This is a genomic window from Pantoea sp. AG702 (genome assembly GCF_003182295.1).
Taxonomy (GTDB): Bacteria; Pseudomonadota; Gammaproteobacteria; order Enterobacterales; family Enterobacteriaceae; genus Pantoea; species Pantoea ananatis.
In genome coordinates this window covers 777,321-800,423 of sequence record NZ_QGTU01000001.1, presented here as the reverse complement: position 1 = coordinate 800,423, position 23,103 = coordinate 777,321, and the positions used below count along the sequence as shown (strand labels likewise).

The following is a 23,103-nucleotide window of genomic DNA, read 5'->3' as shown; positions in this document are numbered from 1 at the left end:
TGATGCTGGACACGATACGCAAAAATGGCGTGACACTGGCGCTGTTTGCCGCCATTACGACCGGCGTGACGGCCATAGTGAATACGGTCACTAAGCCAACCGTTGAGCATCAGACGCAACTGCAGCAGAAAAATTTGCTGGACCAGGTGGTGCCGACCGATATGTACGACAACCACATTCAGCAGGAATGTTACGTTGTCACTGATCCGGCGCTGGGTAACACCAATCCTCACCATCTTTATCTGGCACGTAAAGGCAACCAGCCTGTTGCCGCGGCGCTGGAAACGACGGCACCGGACGGCTATTCCGGCGCGATACAGATGCTGGTCGGGGCTGACTTTAACGGTAAGGTGCTGGGCGTCCGCGTGATTGAACATCATGAAACGCCCGGTTTAGGCGATAAAATAGAACTGCGCATTTCTGACTGGATTAACAGCTTTAATGGCAAAGTGGTAACAGGTCCGGATGATAAAGCGTTTGCCGTTAAAAAAGACGGTGGCGAATTCGATCAGTTCACCGGCGCCACGATTACCCCACGAGCCGTCGTGAATGCCACCAAACGTACGGCATTATTAATTGAATCCCTGAAAGGGAAACTCTCTTCGTTACCCGAATGTGGAGACGCAAATGAGTGAAGCTAAAAACCTGCTGGTAGGCGGGCTGTGGAAAAATAACTCGGCGCTGGTGCAGCTGCTGGGCCTGTGTCCGCTGCTGGCGGTGACCGCCACCGCCACCAATGCGTTGGGGCTGGGGCTGGCCACCACGCTGGTGCTGACCCTGACCAACAGCTTTATTTCCGCCTCGCGCCGTTGGGTGCCCTCGGAGATTCGCATCCCCATTTACGTGATGATCATCGCGTCCGTGGTGAGCTGTGTACAGATGCTGATTAATGCTTATGCCTATGGCCTGTATCAGTCGTTGGGCATTTTTATTCCGCTTATCGTGACCAACTGTATCGTGGTAGGCCGTGCCGAGGCCGTCGCATCGAAAAGCAGCATCCCTCTTGCAGCCCTTGATGGTTTTGCCATTGGGATGGGCGCAACCTGCGCAATGGTGGTGTTGGGTTCCCTCCGTGAAATTATTGGCAGCGGGACGCTGTTTAACGGTGCAGACCAGCTGTTAGGCCCGTGGGCAAAAGCATTAAAAATTGAGGTGATTCATCTGGATTCACCGATGCTGCTGGCGATGTTACCACCAGGCGCCTTTATTGGTCTGGGCATGATGCTGGCGGGTAAATACCTGATCGATCAAAAAATGAAGCAGCGTGCTGTGCGCCGTGCTGAAGAGCAGGCGCTGGCTGCACCGCAAGGCAATACCGGAAAAGCCGTGTGAACCAGACAAAGCGTACCGAGATCCTCAGCCGTTTGCAGCAGGCTAATCCTCATCCTACGACCGAGCTGCAGTTTAGCTCGCCGTTTGAATTATTGATTGCGGTTCTGCTCTCTGCCCAGGCCACCGACGTCAGCGTGAATAAAGCCACCGCAAAGCTCTATCCGGTCGCGAATACGCCCGCTGCAATGCTGGCGCTGGGCGTGGACGGTGTGAAGGAATACATTAAAACGATCGGACTGTTCAACAGCAAGGCAGAGAATGTCATCAAAACCTGCCGCATTCTGCTGGAACAGCACGGCGGTGTGGTGCCCGAAGATCGTGTAGCCCTGGAAGCGCTGCCCGGTGTGGGCCGTAAAACGGCAAACGTGGTGCTCAACACCGCCTTTGGCTGGCCCACCATCGCAGTGGATACCCATATTTTTCGCGTCTGCAACCGGACAAATTTCGCCCCCGGCAAGAATGTCGAGCAGGTCGAAGAAAAACTGTTAAAGGTTGTGCCTAAGGCATTCAAAGTGGACTGCCACCACTGGCTGATTCTGCACGGTCGCTATACCTGTGTGGCCCGTAAGCCGCGCTGTGGCGCCTGTCTGATTGAGGACCTGTGCGAATACCCGGATAAAGTGGAATAACGCGAAGGTGTTGTCTGATAAAGCCTGTGAACACACAGGCTTTTTATTTTCTGATCTAACGCTGATCCAGAGCCGCCTGCATCCAGGCAATCACCAGCGGAGAATCCTTATCCTGTAAGGCTGCACGCTCGGACTGGAAGAGCGTGGCGACGTAAAAAGGATGATCGGTCAGTTCTATGCCGCGTACATCGCCATTGAGATCCCAGGCGGTGATACGCAAATTGTTGCCTTCCAGCGCTGCACTGAAGTCCGGGTTAACGCCAAAGTTGCAGTGATAGCCTTCATCGCTGGAGAGGCTGTCGTAGGCGGTGGCAATACGTGAACCGGGTTCAAATGTCACCTCACCGCGCTGCTCCACCAGCGAGCAACTTAACGGCGCAATCACCATCCGCCCTTCATCGCTGGTTTCTGCATGATTCGCATCATGCCAGCCCAGTACGTGACGTGCATAGTCGATAACGGCATACTGAAAACCGCCACAGGAACCCAGAAAAGGTTTTCCCCCTTCCCGTACCCAGCGCAGCATACTGAAGACGCCCTCATCATTTTTATAGGGACTTCCCGGCACCAGCCATACGGCATGGCTTTGCCTGATGGCGGTTAAATCGCCCAGCTCAGGTGTTGGGATCCACTCAGGTTCAATATCGATAGCAAGATGGGCAGCGGCACGGGAAAGCGCCAGGGGAATAGCCTGATGCGCAACGGCTTCCGGACGATAGTCGCCGACTAACGCGAGACGTAAAGGTAACGGCATAGCAAAATTCCTCTTAACGAAATAAGGATGCTACGGCAGGGGGCAACGGATGTCGAGTCCCGAAGTGCGGCTCTGTCGTGTCTCCCACCCGATACAGCGAAGCGCTACGGGCACGCCGTACCCAGATAAGCTTTTTTCTCTGCCTGAATTAACAGGCAAAAATGTGACCTTAATCAATCTTTTTACGCCTTTGGTGGAGATTAACGTCATAATACGCAGACTATTTCATCAAATCGGCGTCAAAACCTGCTTTATAGCCAGATTGTCCTGAGAAAATATCACTTTCCGTTGTAAAGCTCGGCGTAACGCCGTTTTAGTAGTTAATGTCATTATTAACACTCCTGCAACCCTAACGTGACGCCATTACTTCACAGTAACGCTTAAAATCAGAATTAAATTCCAACTAATAATATTTATTTAGGTTTTCACGCCACACGATCGCTTTCCGGCAGAAGGTAGAAAACGCTTGCCCTGTCGCCTTTATTCAGCCAAATTAGTCGCCGTTTTTCCCATCTAATAAAAATCTGGCCCATGGTCTGATCACATGGCGCGGACTTAATTCCTGTCGCGACACAGGATATGAAATAACAGAGGTACAAGTGTCAACTGCAAACAAACACACCGACGAGGCCGTCAGCCTTAACGCGTTCAAACAGCCCAAAGCGTTTTACCTGATCTTTTCTATCGAATTATGGGAACGTTTTGGTTACTACGGCCTGCAGGCCATTATGGCGGTTTACCTGGTGAGACAACTGGGGATGTCGGAGTCCGACTCTATTACCCTGTTCTCCTCATTTAGCGCCCTGGTATATGGCCTTGTCGCCATCGGTGGCTGGCTGGGTGACAAAGTCCTCGGGACCAAACGCGTTATCGTTCTTGGCGTGCTGGTTCTGGCAATAGGTTATGCCCTGGTGGCCTTCTCGGGCCACAACGTCAGTATCGTTTATATTGGTATGGCGACCATTGCCGTGGGAAGTGGCTTGTTTAAAGCTAACCCCTCTTCGCTGCTCTCGACGTGCTATGACAAAGACGATCCCCGTATTGATGGGGCCTTCACCATGTTCTACATGTCCATCAATATCGGTTCGCTGTTTTCAATGATGCTGACTCCGTGGTTAGCGGAGAAGTACGGCTACAACGTGGCGTTTTCGCTCTCGGTTGTCGGCCTGGTCATCACGCTGCTTAACTTCCTGTTCTGCAAACGCCTGGTGAAAGACTTCGGCTCTAAACCGGACTTTGCCCCACTTCAGTTCGGCAAACTGTTGATGACTCTGGTGGGAATTGTCGTCCTGGTCGCCCTGGCAAACTGGATGCTGCACCACCAGTCAATCGCCCGCGTGCTGTTAGGCGTGATAGCGTTCGGTATCTTTGTCATCTTTGCCAAAGAAGCCTTTGCCCTTCACGGCGCAGCCCGTCGTCGTATGATTGTTGCGTTCCTGCTGATGGTGGAAGCCATCGTGTTCTTCGTGCTCTATATGCAGATGCCAACGTCGCTTAACTTCTTTGCGATTCGCAACGTTGAGCACAGCATTTTGGGTATCACCTTTGCCCCTGAGCAATTCCAGGCGCTGAACCCGTTCTGGATCATGCTTGCCAGCCCGATCCTCGCAGCCGTCTACAACAAGCTGGGCGATAAACTGCCCATGCCGCACAAGTTCGCCATCGGTATGGTGCTGTGTTCCGCAGCCTTCCTGGTGTTACCGGTCGGCGCGAAGTTTGCCAGCGATGCGGGGATTGTGTCTGTTAACTGGCTGATTCTCAGCTATGGCCTGCAGAGCATTGGTGAACTGATGATTTCCGGTCTTGGCCTGGCGATGGTGGCGCAGCTGGTTCCGCAGCGTCTTATGGGCTTTATCATGGGTTCATGGTTCCTGACGACGGCGGGCGCTGCGGTCATTGCCGGTAAAGTGGCAAACCTGATGGCCGTTCCTGAAAACGTTACCGATCCGCTGATCTCCCTGGCCACCTACGGCAGAGTTTTCCAGCAGATTGGTATCGCGACGGCGGTCATCGCCGTGCTGATGCTGATTACCGCCCCTCTGCTGAACCGCATGACTCAAGATACGGCAGCAGACAAAGCCTGACTGAGGTCATGACTTTCCACGAAAACCGGGCCTGCCCGGTTTTTTTGTTTTTGTCGCCGATCAATGCCTCGCACATTCCTGCGCCTTATTACTGGCAATTCCGCGCCATGAGATTACTATGCAAACACGATTCGCAACATGGTGGCCTCATTATGAAACTGTTTTGTAAAGCTGGTGCCTGTTCCCTTTCACCGCATATCGTCATGCGTGAATGTGGTCTGGACTTTACGCAGGTTAATGTTGATCTGCAGACTAAGCTCACCGAGCGCGGTGAAGATTTTCGCCAGATCAACCCCAAAGGTCAGGTGCCGGCCCTGCAGCTGAGCGATGGGAATGTATTAACGGAAGGCGCGGCGATTGTGCAGTATCTGGCCGATCTTAAACCCGATCGTCACCTCCTGGCCCCGGTGGGGAGCCTGACGCGTTATCACACCATTGAGTGGCTCGGCTATATCAGCAGCGAGTTACACAAAAGCTTCTCTCCTCTGTTTCGCAACGATGCGCCTGAGGAGTACAAAGCGTTGGTGCGCCGCCAGCTGGAGGCGAAATTTGCCTGGGTAAACGATGAGCTTAAAGACAAACAGTGGCTGATGGGCGTGCACTTCAGCGTCGCGGATGCCTATTTATTTGTGGTTACCCGCTGGGCAAACGCGCTGAACCTGGATTTGGCCGCGCGGGACCACCTGCAACACTGGTTTGAACGCGTTGCAGAGCGGCCGTCGGTTCAGGCCGCGCTCAAAGCGGAAGGACTTAACTGATACGATGAGGGCCGTAACCGGCCCTTTTTTACAGCTTCTCAGCGGGGAAGACGTGCGTCGGTCGGACAATGGCATCCTGAGCGGCAACCAGTTGCAGTTCATACTCGCCCATCTCATGCGTTTTCAGCATCACTTCATAGACCGCAGCAGTGACGTGTTCCAGCGCCGCCTGCAGCGACAGCCCGTGCAGTAGATCGACCAGCAACAAGCCACTGGTCAGATCGCCCACGCCCACCGGTTGACGAACGCCAAAATCCACCAGCGGACGGCTGATGTGCCAGGCTTCACCGGCGGTCACCAGCAGCATCTCAAACCGATCGCTGCGGCGCCCTGCGCGCGCCAGGTGCTTAATCAGCACGACTTTCGGCCCCTGGCTAATCAGCATTCGTGCCGCGTCAACCGCCGTTTCTACGCTGGTTACGCTGCGTTCGCTGAGCATTTCCAGCTCCAGCAGGTTGGGGGCGATGATATCGCTGGCGGGAAGCGCCAGTTTGCAGTGGAACTCCGCCACGCCGGGTGCAACGATGCAGCCCTTTTCCGGGTGCCCCATAACCGGATCGCAGAAATACCAGGCTTCCGGGTTCGCGGCTTTTACCTGGCGCACGATTTCCAGAATGTTTTCGCCCTGCTCGGCCGAGCCCAGATAACCGCTGAGTACCGCATCACAGGTTTTCAGGCGGTCAATATCGGCAATGCCTTTGACGATATCGGTTAAGTGCGTGGCCGGCATCACGGTACCGGTCCAGTGGCCATATTGCGTATGGTTAGAAAACTGCACGGTATTCAGCGGCCAGACGTTCACACCCATACGGCGCATCGGGAACTCTGCCGCCGCGTTGCCCGCGTGACCAAACACCACGTGCGACTGAATTGCTAAAACGTTTTTCACTTTTTTGCCCTGTAGTGCCTTGCCATAAAAAAGGGCCGGAAACCGGCCCTGAAAGGTTACTGCCAGTTAATCAGGCAGTAATGCTTTTTACCGCGACGCAATAGCGTGAAGCGGTTGAACAGCTTATCGCTGTCACTGAAACGGTACTCAGCATCAGACTGCTTTTCACCGTTCAGCGACACGGCATTCGAACCAATCATGGTGCGAGCCTGACCACGTGAAGGCACCAGCTCAGCTTTGACCAGAGCCTGTTGCAGATCGTCTTCGGCACTTAGCGTGATGGTCGGCATACCATCCTGCGCCAGCTGTTCGAAGTCGGCCTCTGTCATATCGCTCAGCGCGCCAGAGAACAGGCTCTCGGTGATTCGTTTCGCGGCAGCCAGCCCCTCTTCGCCGTGCACCAGGCGCGTGACCTGTTCGGCCAGCACGTACTGCGCGCGCGGCGCGGTTCCGCTGTTTTTATCTTCTTCTTCCAGGGCATGAATCTCTTCAATGCTCAGGAAAGTGAAGAATTTCAGGAAGCGGTAAACATCCGCATCTGCGGTGTTGATCCAGAACTGGTAGAACTTATAAGGACTGGTTTTCTTTGCATCCAGCCAGACCGCGCCGCCTTCGGTTTTACCGAACTTGGTGCCGTCCGATTTGGTGATCAGCGGAACGGTCAGACCAAATACCTGGTTCTGGTGCAGACGACGCGTCAGATCGATACCGGAGGTGATGTTACCCCACTGGTCAGATCCGCCAATCTGCAGGGACACGCCGTGCAGCGCATTCAGACAGGCGAAGTCGTAACCCTGCAGCAGGTTATAGGAGAATTCGGTGAACGAGATCCCCTGGTCGTCACGGTTCAGGCGCTGTTTAACGGCTTCCTTGTTGATCATCTGGTTAACAGAGAAGTGTTTACCGATGTCACGCAGGAAAGTCAGCACGTTCATATTGCCAAACCAGTCATAGTTATTGGCCGCAATCGCGCTGTTGGCACCACAGTCAAAGTCCAGGAAGGGTGCGACCTGCGTCCGGATTTTTTCTACCCACTCACCGACGGTTTCGCTGGTGTTGAGTTTACGCTCTGCAGCTTTGAAACTGGGATCGCCAATTAAGCCCGTGGCGCCGCCTACCAGCGCAACCGGCTTGTGCCCGGCATCCTGAAAACGTTTGAGGCAGAGCAGTGGAACCAGATGGCCCAAATGCAAGCTGTCAGCAGTGGGGTCAAAGCCGCAATAGAGCGAAATTGGCCCTTGCGCCAGTTTCTCTACTAACGCGTCTTCATCCGTCACCTGGGCGATCAGGCCCCTCTCTTGCAATTGTTGTATCAGGTTACTGCTGGTCATCACTGACTCCAAATTGATCAGGCTGCACCTATGCTGGTACACAGCTTTCCGCTGAGTTGCGGAAGGAAAAATTAAGGGCTATAGCATAAAGCGCTGACGCCTTCTGTGCCAGCGCTGATGAGGGGGAAAACGCAGTTTTACGGCGCGAGTCGGTCAATTTTCCAGCCGTCGTTATCTCGCTGATAGAGGAAACGATCGTGAAGACGATGTTCGCCCCCCTGCCAGAACTCCATCGTATTAAATTTCACCCGATAACCGCCCCAGAAGCTGGGCAGCGGCACATCACCCTGCTGAAATTTTTGCTTCAGCTCCAGAAACTTGCCTTCCAGAACGCCGCGGGCAGAGATCCGGCTCGACTGTCGGGAAACCCAGGCGCCAATCTGGCTGTCACGGGGACGGCTGCTGAAATATTTCAATACCTCCAGCGGCGACAGCTTCTCGACTTCGCCCAACACCATCACCTGACGCTCTAAAAAGTGCCAGGGAAAATGGAGGGAAATACGCGGGTTGTGACCCAGCTGCTGTGCTTTACGGCTGCCGAGGTTGGTGTAAAACACCATGCCCTGCTCATCGTAGTGCTTGAGCAGCACGATACGTTGATAAGGCTGCCCTTGCTCGTCCACCGTGGCCACCGTCATGGCGGTGGGATCGGGAAGTTGCGCCTCACAGGCCTGCTTTAGCCAGCTTTCGAACAGCGCCAGCGGATTATCGGGTAGATCCTTGCGACGCAGCCCACCTCGCGTATATTCACGGCGCAGATGGGCAATAGTTTGTAGCATGTCACTGTCACTCATGATGCACATTCACTCCGGTAACGTTAACGGGCAGGTTGCAACTCGCAATCGTTTACAACGATCTTATCATTGCGCTCAATAAAGGCGCCGTTTCCTTTGGACCAGAAAACATAGTGACCGTCGCTGTAGCGAGCGCCGGAAGCGGAAACCGTTTGTGTCAGGGTCAGCGGCTTGCCGTCCATGATAAAGCTTACCTGCTGTTTGGCATTATCCAGCGTCACGGTGAGCGGCAATGTGCCACAGCGGTAGTGTAACGTTTCTGGCGCGGGCGACGACTTGTGCATCAGGCTACAGCCCGACAGCACTAACACAGCAGCCACGGTTAATCCTTTTAACATCAGCGATTCTCCTGTACGGAAAGCAGGGCATGGGGCGTTCTGCTTGATTAGGTGTCATTGACCTTCGCCGGAGAGCCACGCGGGCGCACCGACCTGTCAGGGCAATTTAACCGATGATAGCCTGGGCATCAGCAAAAGTGTTTAAATAAGGCAGTGGAATAAAGACGAATACGGCGGGCGCGTTCCGCCACCCTGCAGGAGACGCAGGGCGGCAGGTAGAGGGTCAGCAGCGGCATGCTGCCTACGCGAAGTGCCCCTCACTGGGCCGGCAGTGACGCTGAGCAGTGACGCTGCCGGGTGAGATTAGTTACCGCGATAGGTTGAATAGCCGTAGGGACTCAGCAGTAACGGAATATGGTAATGAGGCTCGCTGCTTTCCATGTGGAATATCACCGGAATTTCCGGGAAAAAGGATTTGTGCTGAACTTTCTGGTAATAATCGCCTGTTTTAAAGACGACTTTGTAATCGCCTGTTTCAACTTTTTTCCCTGCGGGAAACAGCGCACTAATTCTGCCGTTTTTATCGGTAACACCGGAGGAAAGTTTTACCCACTTATCCTGCTCTTTATGTTCAAGGTCAACGGAAATACCCGGCGTTGGCGTGCCCGACTCCAGATTTAATACATGAACGCTCAGGGGATTTTTCATGCTGTCTGATTGTGCTGCATAAGCACTCACTGAACCCATTAATAATGCTGCGACTGCACTCATTTGCCATTTCATTGTCGATTCCTTTATTTAGTTAACCTGTTACCAAGGTTACAGAGCGCCCGATGAAATACCTAACGACAGGCGTTAAATGTGAATTTTCTGAGAGACAGGATGCTTTCCTGCTCTGTTTTAGCTATTCGCGCTATTTTCTTTTCATCATTTATGTCGTTTCGCGCTTTGGCCTGCAAAAATCTCAAAAGCGTCTATGCTGTTTAATTCAAGGTCCACTTCAAGGAGATGAAATGCATACTAAATCCTTCTCAGCCGCCGTTTTACTTGCTCTGTCCCTGGCAACGTTAGTAGGTTGCTCTTCAAACCAATCTATTAAAACATCAGACGGCCGCACGATAGTGACCGACGGTAAGCCTCAAATTGACAGCGATACGGGGCTGGTTTCTTATCGTGATGCACAAACAGGCAAAACCGAACAAATTAATCGCGATCAGATCAGCAACATGAGTGAACTTGATAACTAATTAATTCCATCATGGATATAAGGTGAAGACTATGAAGAAGACGCTGATTTTACCGCTGGCCGTTTTGATCGGCATGGCCGCATTAAGTGGCTGTACTCGTACCAGCTATGCCATTCACACTAACGATGGCCGTACCATTATTAGTGACGGCAAACCTTCTGAATCTGACGCCGGTTTACTGGGCTACACCGATGCAAACGGTGTGAAACAGCAGATTAATAAAACCGACGTTAAAGCCGTTTCAGAAGTTCCAAACTAATAAATGTGCCGCCCCGAACAGGGCGGCTTTTTTTATTGCCCGCAGCCCTGTTCTGTTTCCCCTCGCCTTATCGTCTCCCCTGCTCGTTAATACGCCGCTCACGCTCCGGTTTATTCTGATGTCAGAATCGAATGTAAACAGGGTGACGTCAGACCCGTTCTGTTTTCTGCTATCTGCTTCCAGCTTAAGGTGACTTTTCATCTTGCGTCTGACTTTTCGCCGGTCTGGCGATCTTTTTTTAACGCTTTTAGGGCCTCATAACAGGTTTATTTTACCTGCTACGATCCGAATAGTGCCGCAATTTCGGCCTTTAACTGTCAAGCACCTATCTTAATTTCAGGCCAATGACCGCGTATCTAGTGCTTTAATCACTTCAATTTCTTTCTGGAAAACCTCTCTGATTGCGCTTTTTCCCTGCTTTTTAAGAGCTTAGCGCGCTTATCACAAAGTTCACTTTTTTCACGGCTTTCTTTGATAGGTAATGCCTAATGAAATTAGGCTTTCACTATGCATTTCTTTTACTAGACTAATTATTGGGTCGACGACATTCTCACTCACTCAGGAGGTGCATATGTATTTTCACGATGAAGCTACCGGCCATAAGATTATTGGTGAAGCTGCGGTGAACCTGGCCCTACAGGATGAGGAGATAACTGTGGTTTCGCTGATTCGCCAGCTGAGCGTTATGGCGGACAATGAAATCGACGACGAGCGGGTCATTCAAATCGCGGATGCCCGTAAATGGCTTAAGAGCTTTATTAACGTCGCGACACGGGAGCGGGCAGAGCTCAACTGGATGGCCGTTACTGGCCAGGTGCCTGCCAACCTGACCGAACACTAACCCTCCGGTCAGGGGTTATCCCTCTACGCGGGCGCGCTGTGCGTCCGCGTTACCTTGGTCCGGCCCTGCTCTCTTCTTTGTTTTCCCTTGTCAACGGGCTGTTGCACCCTGCTTTTTCCCTCTCCGCCAGCAACCGTTCATTTTTACATCGAAATAGCTGTACAAGTTTTATTTTATTGTATAACTTTATGCTACTTTCAACTGACGACTTTTGGACCACTGCGAGAGCACCTATGCAACACAATCATCGCCTACCTCAGAGCGCCGACGATATCTCACGTTATTTTTCTGCGGCGAACCTGCCTTCACAGCAAGAGCTGCTGGGACAGATCGTTGTTGATATTTTACGCGCAGGTCAGAACGTAAACCGTAAATCTATCTGTACTAAACTGCTGCGTCGCCTTGAGCTGTCGGCAAGTCAGGAAGAAGAGCGTCTTTGTCGTGAATTGATTGGGTTGCTGTTTGGGCGGTGACACGGCAACTGACTGCCGTTATTCGGGCGGGTCATCTTTGTCAGAGCAGTAGCGGCATAACCGCTGTTACTGCTTCTGGTGCTGTTACTGTTTCTGTTGTTTCTACTACTTTTACTGTTTCTGTTGCTTCCGCTGCTTTGCAGAACCCTGTCCGGCAAATGATCCTCACACGCTAGTGAAGTTTATGCGCCAGGATGCGGATGGCCTGTTCGCAAGTCAGCCTGGTCTTTTCGCACGCCGTCTGAAGACTTTGCTGGTGCAGCGCGCTGATAATGTCCTGTACCGTCACCGCTTCTCCGGGCTGAAGAATACCTGACACAATCCTTCCTAAAAGCGCGTGTATTTCTTCACCGATCTCTGTCCTGTTTTGTTTCACGCATTTTCCTCAAACTTTACTTTTCATTTAATATTCATTCGTTTATCAAAATGGCGCTTTTCCATTCGTCCTGTTAGCGCACCAGATCTCATGCGTTAGCTGTCATCTTCGCGCTATAATTTAGGAAATATTCGCTTCCTAAATAGACAAATGTTAATCCAGTATTTTCAAGGCCAGGGCGATGGTCGCTTGCTCATTGGCAACATCGGCGACCTTGCCCGTGACGCGCATGCCAAATGCGATACGCAAAATCAGGCCTGCGGCCGTTTCAATATCAAGATCGGCGGATATTGAGCCATCGTGCTGCCCTTCTTCCAGTAATGACATCAGAAAGTGCTTATTGCGGTTGATCACCTGGGCAACCAACTGCGACAGCTCTGCGTCGAGCACCTGTAGCTCAATGGCACTGCCGACCACGAGACAGCCGGTGCGCCCTTCACCACCACGAGAGGAGTCCAGATAAAACTGCAACAGCTCGCTTAGCTTCGCGCGGCCGGTGGCGTATTGAGCCAGCCGCTCCCGCAAATCCGCATTGCGAACGGCGATATAGCGCTGAAAGACCAGCAAAAACAATGAACGCTTATCCTGGAAAGCCTTGTAGATGCTGCCGACAGAGAGGTTCATTGCTTCACCGAGATCGGCCAGCGATGCGGCATGATAGCCTTTTTGCCGAAACACAATCATTGCCTTGTCCAGAGCCTGTTCCATATTGAACTCTCTGGGCCGACCGCGTTCTCTGTGTTTACAGGCTGTAGATAGCTGGCTGTTCATGACGACCAATGTGAAAGGCGACATCTTCGGCACTGGCCGAAAACGATATGCACCCGTGATTGTATCTCAGGCGTGGATCACAAGTATACCCCGAATCCCAGCCCTGATGCAGAAGCCTGCACGAAGGCATTGCAGGCGACCGCTCAGGGCGCACGTGCGAGCCTTTAGCGGTTAGCGTTAAGTAATGCTTCTGCAGCCAGTTTACCCAACGCATTGGCGGCAAACGGGCTGTCGCCGGTTAATACCCGACGGTCTTTATGTACGGTGCCTTTGATATCACTGTTGACCAGCGTGAGCCCCATTGCCTGAAGCTTCTCGCCAAAATACCAGGTTAAATGCCCCGGCATATAGCCGATATCGGGCGTTTGCTTATCCGCTGAATCCGGGAATGCGCAGATAGCGTAGCCGTTAAGCGGGTTTTCCCCTTTACCCAGCGCAAGAAACGCTGCCGGGCCATGGCATAGCGATATCAGATGACGATCGTTTGCCAGCGTCCAGCGAATCGCCTCTGCGACCGCCTCACTTTCTGGCAGCCCAATCAACGCACCGTGCCCCCCCGGAATAAACACACCGGCATAGTCTGAATGAGGCGTAAGTGATGCCACCACGTCGCTTAGCGTTAAAGGTGAACGGAACAGCGCCAGGCAATGGTTGTAAAATCCGATCACCACCTCATCCTGTTGGGGCATTGCCCAGTGTTCAAACTTCACCATCTGTCCGGACAGCGTGGCCACGTCAAACTGAAAGCCGGCCTGATACAGGTGGTACAGCGGCAGCAGGGTTTCAATGGGATGATTCCCGGTTGAAAACAGCGTGTCGTTATCCAGCGGCAGATAGCGCTCGTCAGCGCAGATGACCAGAATTTTTTTGTGCCCTGAGTACGGTTGCGCGTATTCAGCATCGCTCAGATCGGATTTAGGGCTGGTGAACTGGTCAAGAGAATAGGCTGACGGGAAAAACGCGTTATGTTCAGCCTGATCGGCCACTGGAGATTTACTGAGTTCTGACATGACAATGCTCTCCTTAAGGGCGAATGAATACCTGTTTCATCCTAGACCAGAAAGCCTGGTTTACGCAGAGCGGCAGCACAAAACGGACCCTTTATGAGAGCATTCCGTCTTATGACCGCGCCTGAAACCGATGTCACGACGGCCGCCGTCACTTCACCACGGGCAAATCGCTGAGGCGGGTGGTGTAAGCCGGCGACAGCATCTCGCGCTTCATGGCCCAGCGTTTTTCCGTCCCCTGCCCAGCAAACCACATCTTTCCTTTGCCCTCTTTGTGAATCAAATCGATCACCTGCATCAGATCGTTACGGCCGGGGTTAACCGATCGTTCGTCGAACAGATCCAGCTGCGTTACGCCATGGTCGAAAAAATCACTCAGGACAATGCCGGCCTTGATATAGCGATGCCCTTCTATCCAGATATAGTCGAGCATCTCGGTCGCCACCCGGATGATGTCGCGCGTATCGTGAGACGGCGTCAGGAGTTGCCCCGTGGCCTGATTACCGTAAAAATTTTCGCCGGGCGCGTGTGGACTGGTGCGCAAAAACACACCGATTTGTCTGCAGTACTGTTTTTCTTTGCGAAGTTTTTCGGCCGCACGTTCGGCGTAGGTGCAGACGGCCTGCCGCACCTGCGCATAGTCTGACAGGCGACTGCTGAAGGAGCGTGAGCACATAATCTGTTGTTTGGTGGGTTCGAGCGCCTCCAGATCCTGACAGGGTTCGCCGCGCAACTCTCTTACGGTGCGCTCCAGCACCACGCTGAAATTTTTACGAATCAGGCTGGTGCTCTGGCAGGCTAAATCATCTGCCGTTTTAATCCCCATTTCCTCAAGTCGCTGGCTGAGCCGTCTGCCAACGCCCCATATATCGGCGACCGGCACAAGTGAAAGCAACTTTTTCTGTCGTTCTCTGTTGGACAAATCCAGAACACCGCCTGTCTTACTCCACTTTTTTGCGGCATGGTTAGCCAGCTTTGCCAGCGTCTTAGTGGGGGCAATGCCGACGCACACATTGAGATGAACTTCTTTTTTTATTCGGGTTTTGATCTCGCGGCCGAAGGTGTCGAGCGACATACAGTGACTGACGCCCGTCAGATCCAGAAAGGCTTCGTCAATGGAATAAATCTCTACCGAGGGCGCCATTTCCTCCAGCAGCGTCATCACTCTGGTACTCATATCCGCATAAAGGGCGTAGTTGGAACTAAAAACCTGCACGTTGTGACGGGCAATAATCTCCCGCATTTTGAAAAAGGGCACGGCCATCGTAATGCCCAGGGCTTTTGCCTCCGCATTGCGTGCAATCACACAGCCATCGTTGTTAGATAACACAATAATGGGCTTTCCTTTGAGATCGGGCCGAAACACCGTTTCACAGGAGGCATAAAAGTTGTTCACGTCCACCAGCGCAAACATGATTAATAAACCGACTTGATCACATAGGTCACCACACCAAACACTTCCAGCGCATCCTCCGTGCTAATCGCAATCGGTTTAAACTGCCGGTTCATCGGCATCAGTTGCAGACAGGGCTGAAGCTGAAGACGCTTAACGGTAAATTCCCCCTCGACAGAGGCGACCACGATATCGCCATGCGAGGCTCTTAGCGCGCTGTCCACCACCAGCATATCGCCGTCATTAATGCCTGCGCCGGTCATCGACTCTCCACTTACCCGTACAAAGTAGGTCGAACTGGGGTGCTGAACGATCAGCTTGTTCAAATCAATACGTTGCTCTACGTAGTCCTGAGCCGGCGATGGAAAACCACATGGCACCCGCTCCATAAACAGCGGCAACGCGAGTAACGCACTGACGTTTGCTGGCCTGATAAGCTCCACATTTACCTCCCCTTCCAAAATAACTGTATATAATTACAGTAATCGCGATCAACGGGTTTGATCAAGTGAAATGGCAAGGGTTTATATGAAGCGGTTGATGTGGATACAGATTTTTTTGCAGCCGCGCCGGGCAGGTTTTACGCAACTGTTCAGCAATCCTGCATTCAGGTCATTCTTTCACCTGCGGCTTTCTCTGCGCCTTAACCTGTTTCGTTCGTGGCGCGCTTTTTGTCTGACGCCGTGGCTGCGTCATGTTCACGACCCTGAAACGGTTACACGCACGGTATTTCAGTGGGCCGTTCACCTGCATGTTTCCCGTTAATTAACGCGCTTTTCTGTTTGGTCCCGATGAACGGCAGCGTAAACATCGACAGCATTTGTATTCTGGCGCTGACTGATTTAATTTTCTGCCAATAATAAACTGCAAATAATGATTGTCGTTATGCCTTATATTCATGCCGACGTATCGCTATTCAGATAGCGATTTGATGAAAGACACAACATGAAAGACACAAGGCGCCGCCTGTTGCGTTAACCTCCGGCCGTTTTTATTATTCTTCCCGGCCTGATGCCAGGACAGGATATTTATCCCCGCACGCACAGCACACCGTTCGATAAAGCGGAATCACAGAAACCTGGCCCGTCAGTGATAAGCCGTTTCAGCTGGCCCCCGGCGGGGCGCGCCCGATATCGCGGTGCGGTAAGAGATGCTTTTCCTGACTGCTTCTGATCATGCCTGCGTAGATCAGATCTGATGAAGACATATAAACACCTGATTTAACTGTTAATATAATTATTAAGATAAGTAAAGAATACGTGAAGTGTTCTCACCGCCGCCCAGCGCTATGATGCGCCCTGACCTGACAGCCTTATAAGGGAAAGGAGCACAGCATGGAATTAAAAAACCGTCACGGACAGAAAGTATCTTTAACAACCGATGAAATTTCATTAACGTGGTTTTTTATGACGGGAATGGAAATGAATAAAATAGCAGACTGGATGGCGCTTCCCGTGCACGCTGCATATTATATTAAGCAACGTGTCATGAAAAAGCTTGGCGTGAAAAATAACAGTGAGTTTATCATCTGGTTTCTTAATTACCGGGAAACCAGCGAAAATGAAAAAGCGGCGCAGAGCATTCCTGAACGCAGAGTGGGCATAATAAAATGAATCCCTGTTTTTTTACGCCTGTGACGAAGGGGCCAGTGAAAAAACCGCTGGCGGCTCACAGGCCGCCTTGCTCTCTTAATCCGGTTAACGCGGGTTACCTCGACCCGAGTAATGTTATTCACAACAGGCTGTCCGGCTTATCCGGCTATTCGCCTTCGCCTGTTGCCCGCCGCCCTATCCATTCACGGAATATTTCCATCGATGGCGTCATCTTCTTTGAACGGAGCCAGGTTAGCCAGTAGCTGCCGACATCAATCTCTAGCGCAAAAGGACGGGCCAGCGTACCGGCATCCAGTTCACGCTGGAACATGCACGCCGGCACCAGCGCAACGCCGCCCGTATGAAACGCGGCCTCAATCATCAGACGTGACGAGTCAAATACCGGGCCGGTGATCCTGGGCGGTGTGATCCCCGCTGCCGTAAACCAGCTGTCCCACTCATCAGCCCGGTAGGAACGTAACAGATTTTCCCGTAACAGGCAGGCGGGTTGTTGCAGGCGGCGGGCAACGTCGGGGCGACAAAGCACCGTAAGCGGAGCCGTAAACAGCCGTTCATTTTGCGTGGCGGGCCAGGCGCCAGAGCCAAACCGAATCGCATAGTCCACGCCCTCGCCCGCCAGGTTGACCACGTTATTGTTGGTGCGTACGTTCAGTTCCAGCGCCGGATGCTGCTGACGGAACGCCTCAAGCCGGGGTAACAGCCAGCCCAATGCAAAAGTCCCCACGCAGGCGACAGTCACTACCTCTCGGTATTCACCCCCTTCGAAACGACGCCAGGCGTTTTCAAGCTGCGTGAAGGCTTCTGACACTTCAGCAAACAGCAGCCTGGACTCATCCGTCATCTCCAGACCGCGCGGCAACCGGCGGAATAAGACGACGCCCAGTCGTTCTTCCAGCAGTCTGACCTGCTGACTGACGGCGGCCTGAGAGACAAACAGCTCCAGGCCCGCGCGGGTAAAATTCAGGTGGCGGGCGGAGGCTTCGAAAGCCCGAAGTGCGTTAAGCGGAACATCATGTTTCACATTTACCCCCAGAAATTCTTTTGGCTCCTCTCAAATTATCTCGCTTGTCGGAATTTTGAAATCCCCTACCATCTCCTCCGCTAACGCTTTTCTTCAGAAAAAACGTGCTATAGCAGGATGCAGGCCTCAGCGGACAGCTTCCCAGGCGCGAGACATCTTTTAAAGCGACATAAGTTTAACGAGGGGCTGAAGGGCAACTTTTCGTTTAATCCTGACCGCGCAACGATGCGGCTAACCGTTATGCCTTGCCTCTGTTCAGCGAGGCGGGCATTCATCAGTGGAGATTGACTATGACTCATCTGTTCAGACGACGCGCCAGCACGGCCGTTACCCTGCTGGCACTCGCGATACCGCTTGCCGCCCAGGCCGGCTTTGACGAGGCCGCACTGCAACGCGGCATCCAACAGCTGGAAAAAAACGCGGGCGGACGATTGGGTGTGGCGGTAACCGACACCGCCGATGGCACCGTTTTCACCTACCGGGGAGATGCGCGCTTTCCGCTATGCAGCACCAGTAAAGTTTTCGCCGTTGCGGCCATCCTGAAAAAAAGCGAAAGCGCGGACGGCTTGATGAGTGAAAAAATCGCCATTCATAAAGCCGACCTGGTTAACTATAACCCCATCACTGAAAAACACGTCGGCGCCACCATGACGGTAGCAGAACTCAGCGCGGCGGCGCTGCAATACAGCGATAATACCGCCATGAACGCACTGCTGATCCGCCTGGGTGGCCCGCAGCAGGTCAATGCGTTTGCACGTAGCATTGGCGACAGCACCTTTCGGCTCGATCGCAAAGAACCGGAGCTGAATACTGCTATCCCGGGTGATAAGCGTGATACGACATCGCCTGATGCCATGATGCAAAGCCTGAAAAAGCTGGTGCTGGGCAAGGCGCTGGCACCCGCGCAACGTCAGCAACTGACCGACTGGATGAAAGGCAATACAACAGGTGCTAACAGCATACGCGCTGGCCTGCCCGCCAGCTGGACGGTTGCAGATAAAACCGGAAGCGGTGATTACGGCACCACCAATGATATTGCCGTCATCTGGCCACCGCATCATGCACCGCTGGTGCTGGTAACCTATTACACCCAGCCTGATAAGCACGCCGCTGCGCGTAAAGATGTGCTGGCGGGTGCAGCAAAAATTGTCGCCTCAGGGTACAACAAATAAGGGCGTTCAGCGCGCGACTGCGCACACCGCCACCCCGCTGGCGGCGGTGTGCTCAAGAGCCTCGTCGGCCAAAAGGGTTAGTGCGGGATAATCACCGCCCTGAATTGAGCAGTTGCTCAAGAACATCAGATTGCGGTATGTTGATGTCGGCCTGGCACGCTGCCTGAGCCAACCTGCTTTCCGTTGCGGCAGCGGCCGTTACGGAAATCGTCTCTTTCTTTTTCTGACAGGAAATGCAACATGCGCCTCGCTTCTGACGCATTACAACATGTCCGCTATCGACGCGGGATTTTCACCGCGATGCTGTTTGCATTGAGCGTCGCATCCGGCGTTAGCCTGGCGGCACAGGCTCCGCTAAACGTTGCCGTTTATCGCGGTGCGGCAGGCTGTGAGGGCTGTTCTGAAATGGTGGTGAAAGCGCTTCGTGGCGTCGCGATGCCACTCAGCATTGCCTATATCGGTGAGCACGAAAAACTAAAGCTGAATGCACAGAACCTGCGTCAGTTTGATCTTTATATCCAGCCCGGCGGCGACCAGGACATCCCCGCTGCCTATGACGCGCTCGGTGATGAAGGGGCCCGTGCCGTGCGGGATTTTGTCCGCAGTGGCAAAGGCTATCTCGGTCTGTGCATGGGAGCCTACCTGGCGGACAGTAACTGGCTGGGGCTCATCGCCTCGCCACTTGACTCTGAAGTGGGACGTCCGGGCTCACACATCGCGGATGAGGGTGATTACACGATCGCGGTGACCTGGGATCACAGGCAAGAAACCTTTTATTATCAGGATGGCCCTTATCTTGTTGGTCAGACACAGCAGGACGGTTTTACACCTGTGGCTTTTTACCGTAATGGCGATGTGGCGATGGCGCGTTACGTCTACGGCAAAGGGACAGTTGTGTTAACCGGGCCGCATCCGGAAGCGGATGAGCGCTGGATGGGCGACGTCAGCGACAGTGGCGCAACTGACACCTCACCCCAGCAAAAGATGACGCGCCTGCTGGCTTATTTCTCCACACAACGCGCGGCGCAATAATGCGGATCGCCGTCAACGCCTGACGGGCTGCGCCGCCCGGACAACCTGAGCCCCGGCGGCTAATCCAGGGGCCGGACGCTGCCCTGACGACAGCGCACTGACACCGTTATACTTCGTTATCGGACTCCAGCGCGTCCTGAATCGCATCGGCCAGATTGGCGATTTCGTTTGCCACGGCCTGCAGATCCCACGCCGCTTTCGAGCCATTCGCAGACGTTGAAGCGCTGACGGACTCTTTTGCCACCGCCAGTGCCGCCGCCACCGCCACCGTACGTTTATGCTGTTCCTGTGTCATGCCTGCCGGCGGCAGCGAAAAATAGTCGTTAACCATTATCATTTCCTTCTGATTCGAGAGGCGTAAACCTTAACGTCCTGCGGGGGCAGAAGGAAGTGAATTATTGCAACGCCGCCCACAAAGCCAGCATTAAGCCCCTGTAACGCACAAACAGGGTTGTTACTGCCCTCTTTCTGATTTCTGACGCGCATGCAACATGGACGTCATCTCTGACGCTATCTCACCACCCGGCAGCGCAACGCCATCCTGTCGCTTTGACAGATTATCTCACCGGCCAACGGACAGGGATCGCGCTCAACGCGGCTTTATCAGCGCAATGTTGTACAGATTTTTCCTGGCGGGCAGCGTTTTGATGCCGTTTTATTCCAGGTTATACAGCTCAATCTGTACAACTTTGTACAGTCTTGTACAACAGCGAGGAGGAAAAAGAAACGCGAAAATATGAAAAAAATCCTTATAAATCAGAGCAAAATACCTAACAGAGCCATTACAAAGCGTTGCTGACGGTGAAAAAACTCCTCCGACCACCGATTTTTTTTCGCAAAAAATTGTACAAAGGTAATTTTTTTGTATAACTTTACGGCGTGATGTTAAGTCACTTGTAACGAAAGGTGCCTTGCACCGCATCTGAAGGTGAGTGGATTTCCACCTTCAGATGCAAAATTTTTCTCTGCCACGGGCAGAAACGGTTTCCACGATTTTGAGGCTACTATGCAAACGACAACCAATACCGAGTCTCAGATTTCTGAATATTTCATGAATGCGGGTGAGCATTTCACCAGTGAAAAAGATGTGATTGCAGAGACCTGGTCAGAACTCGCGGCCTTTAAAGCACACGTTTCTGAAAAAGATATGGTGCTGGGCTTAATCCATAAACTGGAAAGCGAAACCGACGCGACCAAACAGGATATCTATCGTCAGGCCCTGGAGATTGTGCTTCAGCGTACGCCGGGCGAGGCTCGTTTTTAATTTTGTTGTGATGACACGCTACTTAGCAAGGACGCTTTGCCTTCCCTAAAAATTTGCCCCTGATTCAGGGGCTTTTTTATGCCTGTCTGGCAATCTTTTCACGACAATAGTTGAGCAAGAGGGCGTGATAACCCTGCTCGTCGCGCGTTATCTTTCGCCCGTTTCTGTGAATTTTCCTGCCGTTGGGTTTAATTACGGCTGGGAGAAGCATGTTTCGTCACTCATCAAGCTGTACGAGGAGGAACCTCCCCCTTCGTTAGGCTGTCAGCAGGGAAACGCCAGCGAAGGACACACTCGCTGGCGGCAGAAACCCATCCCGGATCCTCTCATCGGCCCTGCCCGTCAAGGCGAACGGCAGGCCTTTTGATATGCGCCCTTAGCCAATGGGATCTGCTGGCAGAGGTTATCGCCGAAGCAACAGGTCAGGTGCTGGCTACGCGGCGTTATCCTCAGACAAAGGATACCGGCCTGAACGATTTTCTGGCATTCCCGATCGCGCTGCGACCGTCGCGATCAAAGCGCAACAGCCACTGCGGGCTGCTGGCCGGGTAAGCCGGTGCCCGCCGCTGACGTCACTTCAGACCCGCAACGGGCACGTCTCAGGTAATCAGGCTATTACGCCTGCCCCAGTCATACAGTTGTTCACGCGCCAGGTTTTTCATTTTTACCTCACACATGATATCGAAGTCGCCGAAGGACAAGGCCCAGCCGTTGAGCGTGGCATTGAAATAGTAATCAGAATGCGCACGCAGTTTGGTTTTCGGCACACTGAGATCCTGCTGGTCCGGAAAGCCTTCGGCCGGAATAATTCCCTCCTGCGAAATCGAGTAGTGCATCACCGGGCGTACGCCGCGCCAGGAGTCGATAATCTGCGCCATCCTTGCATCACTGGCCTGAATAAACTGATTCTCTTTAACCCAGTGATGATGAATATCCAGCACCACAGGGCAAAGCGCCCGGGCCTGCAGCACATCATCCAGCGAACACGATATCTCATCGTTCTCCACCGTCAGCATCAGCCGGGCTTCGGGGCTGAGCCGCTGAAATGCCTGCCTGAACCCTTCAAACCCGAGTTTGCCATTCATATGAATGTTGATTTTAAAGTCCTGAAAGGTTTTGCCGTAGCCCATCAGGCAGGCACAGAGAGCATGATATTCCACATCCTCTAAGGCACGTGACACGACATCAGGATTATCCGACGCCAGCACGCTGTACTGTCCCGGGTGGAATGACAGCCGGATATGATGCGTCCGCGCCAGCTCGCCGCAGCGGGCGAACAGCGGATACAGCTCGGGTAAAAACGTTGCAAATAACGGCTTTGCCTGCGGCACCGTATACAGCGGCAGTAAATCACTGCCAATGCGCATCATCCTTAACGCCTCTGGCAGTGCCGCAATAGCTTCCAGCGTCAGATACAGGTTCTGCAAATTTGTCTTTGAAATCTCGTAAATCAGCGCGGTGCGCTGGGCCTCATCCAGACCGAGAAAACGGGTACGCGTGGTCGCGCGGAAGGGAAAATATTGCTTGCCCTGTTCGTTTAAGTACTTACATGCAAAGCCTAATTTCATAAACACTCCTGAACGGTATTCAGAAAGTGTAACAGCTAATTCAAATTTCGCCATTTAGAGCATAACTATCAATAAGTTAATGCTTGATTTTACCAATAATTTCGCACTGACGGGCAGAGTGTAACGGATGACGTATAACAGCACATTGCGGCGCCCGGCCTGTTCAGCCTGCGGGCAGAATTTATTCACTGATTTTACAAGTAAATACCCTTAGATT

General features: G+C 52.8%; 28 protein-coding genes. 14 read left to right on the top strand and 14 right to left on the bottom strand.

Annotation, left to right across the window (positions count from 1 at the left end; translation table 11 throughout):
- The first annotated feature begins 2 nt into the window (after window positions 1–2).
- The 3 genes from rsxG to nth are packed head-to-tail and all read left to right on the top strand — an operon-like array spanning window position 3 to window position 1,961.
- On the top strand, window positions 3–635 hold the full coding sequence (rsxG, locus tag DFO57_RS03880; RefSeq protein WP_164886586.1) for an electron transport complex subunit RsxG: 633 nt from the start codon (window positions 3–5) through the stop codon (window positions 633–635).
- The gene (locus DFO57_RS03875) at window positions 628–1,332 is read left to right on the top strand and encodes an electron transport complex subunit E (RefSeq protein ID WP_014605923.1); all 705 of its coding nucleotides are present in this window, start codon (window positions 628–630) and stop codon (window positions 1,330–1,332) included. The genes rsxG and DFO57_RS03875 overlap by 8 nt, the downstream gene beginning before the upstream one ends.
- A complete protein-coding gene (nth, locus tag DFO57_RS03870; protein WP_015700384.1) occupies window positions 1,329–1,961 on the top strand; it encodes an endonuclease III in 633 nt (210 codons plus the stop codon). Before DFO57_RS03875 ends, nth begins: the two co-directional genes overlap by 4 nt.
- Window positions 1,962–2,016: 55 nt before the next feature.
- On the opposite strand, the gene DFO57_RS03865 is transcribed toward nth, so the two are convergent.
- Window positions 2,017–2,715: a CTP synthase gene (locus DFO57_RS03865; protein ID WP_013025656.1), complete on the bottom strand. Its 699-nt coding sequence runs from the start codon at window positions 2,713–2,715 to the stop codon at window positions 2,017–2,019.
- A gap of 599 nt (window positions 2,716–3,314) precedes the next feature.
- Here DFO57_RS03865 and dtpA point away from each other — a divergent pair.
- Entirely contained in the window at window positions 3,315–4,799 is a 1,485-nt protein-coding gene (gene dtpA / locus DFO57_RS03860; RefSeq protein WP_014605925.1) for a dipeptide/tripeptide permease DtpA, read from the top strand.
- Between the two features lie 152 nt (window positions 4,800–4,951).
- Window positions 4,952–5,557, top strand: coding sequence for a glutathione transferase GstA (gstA, locus tag DFO57_RS03855; RefSeq protein WP_104933349.1), 606 nt, complete (start codon window positions 4,952–4,954; stop codon window positions 5,555–5,557).
- A 28-nt stretch (window positions 5,558–5,585) separates the two neighbouring features.
- On the opposite strand, the gene pdxY is transcribed toward gstA, so the two are convergent.
- The 5 genes from pdxY to uraH all read right to left on the bottom strand — a co-directional run bounded on the left by pdxY (window position 5,586) and on the right by uraH (window position 9,632).
- A complete protein-coding gene (gene pdxY, locus DFO57_RS03850; protein ID WP_013025653.1) occupies window positions 5,586–6,446 on the bottom strand; it encodes a pyridoxal kinase PdxY in 861 nt (286 codons plus the stop codon).
- A gap of 56 nt (window positions 6,447–6,502) precedes the next feature.
- Window positions 6,503–7,777 (bottom strand): tyrosine--tRNA ligase, encoded by a 1,275-nt coding sequence (gene tyrS / locus DFO57_RS03845; protein WP_014605927.1) that lies wholly within the window; start codon window positions 7,775–7,777, stop codon window positions 6,503–6,505.
- A 137-nt stretch (window positions 7,778–7,914) separates the two neighbouring features.
- The gene (gene pdxH / locus DFO57_RS03840; protein ID WP_015700385.1) at window positions 7,915–8,571 is read right to left on the bottom strand and encodes a pyridoxamine 5'-phosphate oxidase; all 657 of its coding nucleotides are present in this window, start codon (window positions 8,569–8,571) and stop codon (window positions 7,915–7,917) included.
- A 23-nt stretch (window positions 8,572–8,594) separates the two neighbouring features.
- Window positions 8,595–8,909 carry an MliC family protein gene (locus DFO57_RS03835; protein ID WP_013025650.1) on the bottom strand — a complete coding sequence of 105 codons (315 nt, stop codon included), beginning with the start codon at window positions 8,907–8,909 and terminating at the stop codon, window positions 8,595–8,597.
- Window positions 8,910–9,212: 303 nt separating this feature from the next.
- On the bottom strand, window positions 9,213–9,632 hold the full coding sequence (gene uraH, locus DFO57_RS03830) for a hydroxyisourate hydrolase (protein ID WP_028715089.1): 420 nt from the start codon (window positions 9,630–9,632) through the stop codon (window positions 9,213–9,215).
- Window positions 9,633–9,862: 230 nt separating this feature from the next.
- On the opposite strand from uraH, the gene DFO57_RS03825 reads away from it, so the two are divergent.
- From DFO57_RS03825 to ycgZ, 4 genes are all read left to right on the top strand, one after another.
- Window positions 9,863–10,096 carry a YgdI/YgdR family lipoprotein gene (locus DFO57_RS03825; RefSeq protein ID WP_014605928.1) on the top strand — a complete coding sequence of 78 codons (234 nt, stop codon included), beginning with the start codon at window positions 9,863–9,865 and terminating at the stop codon, window positions 10,094–10,096.
- Between the two features lie 31 nt (window positions 10,097–10,127).
- The gene (locus DFO57_RS03820; protein WP_014605929.1) at window positions 10,128–10,355 is read left to right on the top strand and encodes a YgdI/YgdR family lipoprotein; all 228 of its coding nucleotides are present in this window, start codon (window positions 10,128–10,130) and stop codon (window positions 10,353–10,355) included.
- 571 nt (window positions 10,356–10,926) lie between these two features.
- Complete coding sequence (locus DFO57_RS03810; RefSeq protein ID WP_014605930.1) at window positions 10,927–11,196, top strand: hypothetical protein; 270 nt, start codon at window positions 10,927–10,929, stop codon at window positions 11,194–11,196.
- Window positions 11,197–11,429: 233 nt separating this feature from the next.
- Entirely contained in the window at window positions 11,430–11,669 is a 240-nt protein-coding gene (gene ycgZ / locus DFO57_RS03805) for a regulatory protein YcgZ (RefSeq protein WP_014605931.1), read from the top strand.
- Window positions 11,670–11,841: 172 nt separating this feature from the next.
- Here ycgZ and DFO57_RS03800 read toward each other — a convergent pair whose 3' ends face one another.
- The 5 genes from DFO57_RS03800 to umuD all read right to left on the bottom strand — a co-directional run bounded on the left by DFO57_RS03800 (window position 11,842) and on the right by umuD (window position 15,659).
- Entirely contained in the window at window positions 11,842–12,045 is a 204-nt protein-coding gene (locus DFO57_RS03800; RefSeq protein ID WP_013025644.1) for a hypothetical protein, read from the bottom strand.
- A gap of 153 nt (window positions 12,046–12,198) precedes the next feature.
- On the bottom strand, window positions 12,199–12,840 hold the full coding sequence (locus tag DFO57_RS03795; protein ID WP_014593623.1) for a TetR/AcrR family transcriptional regulator: 642 nt from the start codon (window positions 12,838–12,840) through the stop codon (window positions 12,199–12,201).
- Between the two features lie 140 nt (window positions 12,841–12,980).
- A complete protein-coding gene (gene hchA / locus DFO57_RS03790) occupies window positions 12,981–13,826 on the bottom strand; it encodes a glyoxalase III HchA (protein WP_110015090.1) in 846 nt (281 codons plus the stop codon).
- Between the two features lie 148 nt (window positions 13,827–13,974).
- A complete protein-coding gene (gene umuC / locus DFO57_RS03785) occupies window positions 13,975–15,237 on the bottom strand; it encodes a translesion error-prone DNA polymerase V subunit UmuC (protein WP_013025641.1) in 1,263 nt (420 codons plus the stop codon).
- Window positions 15,238–15,239: 2 nt separating this feature from the next.
- Complete coding sequence (gene umuD / locus DFO57_RS03780) at window positions 15,240–15,659, bottom strand: translesion error-prone DNA polymerase V autoproteolytic subunit (protein ID WP_014605933.1); 420 nt, start codon at window positions 15,657–15,659, stop codon at window positions 15,240–15,242.
- An 891-nt stretch (window positions 15,660–16,550) separates the two neighbouring features.
- Here umuD and DFO57_RS03770 point away from each other — a divergent pair.
- Window positions 16,551–16,829, top strand: a complete 279-nt coding sequence (locus tag DFO57_RS03770) for a hypothetical protein (protein ID WP_014605934.1) — start codon at window positions 16,551–16,553, stop codon at window positions 16,827–16,829.
- Window positions 16,830–16,974: 145 nt separating this feature from the next.
- Here the strand turns inward: DFO57_RS03770 and DFO57_RS03765 are convergent, their stop codons facing one another.
- Window positions 16,975–17,862 carry a LysR family transcriptional regulator gene (locus DFO57_RS03765; protein WP_196492566.1) on the bottom strand — a complete coding sequence of 296 codons (888 nt, stop codon included), beginning with the start codon at window positions 17,860–17,862 and terminating at the stop codon, window positions 16,975–16,977.
- A 278-nt stretch (window positions 17,863–18,140) separates the two neighbouring features.
- Between DFO57_RS03765 and bla the strand changes: the two genes are divergently transcribed.
- Together bla and DFO57_RS03755 are read left to right on the top strand one after the other, a co-directional pair.
- Window positions 18,141–19,022 (top strand): class A beta-lactamase, encoded by an 882-nt coding sequence (bla, locus tag DFO57_RS03760; RefSeq protein WP_110015089.1) that lies wholly within the window; start codon window positions 18,141–18,143, stop codon window positions 19,020–19,022.
- A gap of 240 nt (window positions 19,023–19,262) precedes the next feature.
- Window positions 19,263–20,054, top strand: a complete 792-nt coding sequence (locus DFO57_RS03755) for a BPL-N domain-containing protein (RefSeq protein WP_110015088.1) — start codon at window positions 19,263–19,265, stop codon at window positions 20,052–20,054.
- A 106-nt stretch (window positions 20,055–20,160) separates the two neighbouring features.
- Here DFO57_RS03755 and DFO57_RS03750 read toward each other — a convergent pair whose 3' ends face one another.
- Window positions 20,161–20,385, bottom strand: a complete 225-nt coding sequence (locus DFO57_RS03750; RefSeq protein WP_014605937.1) for a hypothetical protein — start codon at window positions 20,383–20,385, stop codon at window positions 20,161–20,163.
- Window positions 20,386–21,060: 675 nt separating this feature from the next.
- Between DFO57_RS03750 and DFO57_RS03745 the strand changes: the two genes are divergently transcribed.
- Both DFO57_RS03745 and DFO57_RS03735 read left to right on the top strand, forming a co-directional pair.
- A complete protein-coding gene (locus DFO57_RS03745) occupies window positions 21,061–21,318 on the top strand; it encodes a biofilm development regulator YmgB/AriR family protein (RefSeq protein ID WP_014605938.1) in 258 nt (85 codons plus the stop codon).
- A gap of 363 nt (window positions 21,319–21,681) precedes the next feature.
- A complete protein-coding gene (locus tag DFO57_RS03735) occupies window positions 21,682–21,870 on the top strand; it encodes a hypothetical protein (protein WP_022622461.1) in 189 nt (62 codons plus the stop codon).
- A gap of 47 nt (window positions 21,871–21,917) precedes the next feature.
- Here DFO57_RS03735 and DFO57_RS03730 read toward each other — a convergent pair whose 3' ends face one another.
- The gene (locus DFO57_RS03730) at window positions 21,918–22,886 is read right to left on the bottom strand and encodes a UV damage repair endonuclease (protein WP_014593620.1); all 969 of its coding nucleotides are present in this window, start codon (window positions 22,884–22,886) and stop codon (window positions 21,918–21,920) included.
- Window positions 22,887–23,103: the final 217 nt, after the last annotated feature.

What these genes read in the sequence shown, in the direction of transcription:
- rsxG (WP_164886586.1), top strand. Translation starts at nt 3, where the DNA reads ATGCTGGACACGATACGCAAAAATGGCGTGACACTGGCGCTGTTTGCC.
- DFO57_RS03875 (WP_014605923.1), top strand. Translation starts at nt 628, where the DNA reads ATGAGTGAAGCTAAAAACCTGCTGGTAGGCGGGCTGTGGAAAAATAAC.
- DFO57_RS03865 (WP_013025656.1), bottom strand. Translation starts at nt 2,715, where the DNA reads ATGCCGTTACCTTTACGTCTCGCGTTAGTCGGCGACTATCGTCCGGAA.
- gstA (WP_104933349.1), top strand. Translation starts at nt 4,952, where the DNA reads ATGAAACTGTTTTGTAAAGCTGGTGCCTGTTCCCTTTCACCGCATATC.
- tyrS (WP_014605927.1), bottom strand. Translation starts at nt 7,777, where the DNA reads ATGACCAGCAGTAACCTGATACAACAATTGCAAGAGAGGGGCCTGATC.
- pdxH (WP_015700385.1), bottom strand. Translation starts at nt 8,571, where the DNA reads ATGAGTGACAGTGACATGCTACAAACTATTGCCCATCTGCGCCGTGAA.
- DFO57_RS03835 (WP_013025650.1), bottom strand. Translation starts at nt 8,909, where the DNA reads ATGTTAAAAGGATTAACCGTGGCTGCTGTGTTAGTGCTGTCGGGCTGT.
- uraH (WP_028715089.1), bottom strand. Translation starts at nt 9,632, where the DNA reads ATGAAATGGCAAATGAGTGCAGTCGCAGCATTATTAATGGGTTCAGTG.
- DFO57_RS03825 (WP_014605928.1), top strand. Translation starts at nt 9,863, where the DNA reads ATGCATACTAAATCCTTCTCAGCCGCCGTTTTACTTGCTCTGTCCCTG.
- DFO57_RS03820 (WP_014605929.1), top strand. Translation starts at nt 10,128, where the DNA reads ATGAAGAAGACGCTGATTTTACCGCTGGCCGTTTTGATCGGCATGGCC.
- DFO57_RS03810 (WP_014605930.1), top strand. Translation starts at nt 10,927, where the DNA reads ATGTATTTTCACGATGAAGCTACCGGCCATAAGATTATTGGTGAAGCT.
- ycgZ (WP_014605931.1), top strand. Translation starts at nt 11,430, where the DNA reads ATGCAACACAATCATCGCCTACCTCAGAGCGCCGACGATATCTCACGT.
- DFO57_RS03795 (WP_014593623.1), bottom strand. Translation starts at nt 12,840, where the DNA reads ATGTCGCCTTTCACATTGGTCGTCATGAACAGCCAGCTATCTACAGCC.
- hchA (WP_110015090.1), bottom strand. Translation starts at nt 13,826, where the DNA reads ATGTCAGAACTCAGTAAATCTCCAGTGGCCGATCAGGCTGAACATAAC.
- umuC (WP_013025641.1), bottom strand. Translation starts at nt 15,237, where the DNA reads ATGTTTGCGCTGGTGGACGTGAACAACTTTTATGCCTCCTGTGAAACG.
- DFO57_RS03770 (WP_014605934.1), top strand. Translation starts at nt 16,551, where the DNA reads ATGGAATTAAAAAACCGTCACGGACAGAAAGTATCTTTAACAACCGAT.
- bla (WP_110015089.1), top strand. Translation starts at nt 18,141, where the DNA reads ATGACTCATCTGTTCAGACGACGCGCCAGCACGGCCGTTACCCTGCTG.
- DFO57_RS03755 (WP_110015088.1), top strand. Translation starts at nt 19,263, where the DNA reads ATGCGCCTCGCTTCTGACGCATTACAACATGTCCGCTATCGACGCGGG.
- DFO57_RS03750 (WP_014605937.1), bottom strand. Translation starts at nt 20,385, where the DNA reads ATGGTTAACGACTATTTTTCGCTGCCGCCGGCAGGCATGACACAGGAA.
- DFO57_RS03745 (WP_014605938.1), top strand. Translation starts at nt 21,061, where the DNA reads ATGCAAACGACAACCAATACCGAGTCTCAGATTTCTGAATATTTCATG.
- DFO57_RS03730 (WP_014593620.1), bottom strand. Translation starts at nt 22,886, where the DNA reads ATGAAATTAGGCTTTGCATGTAAGTACTTAAACGAACAGGGCAAGCAA.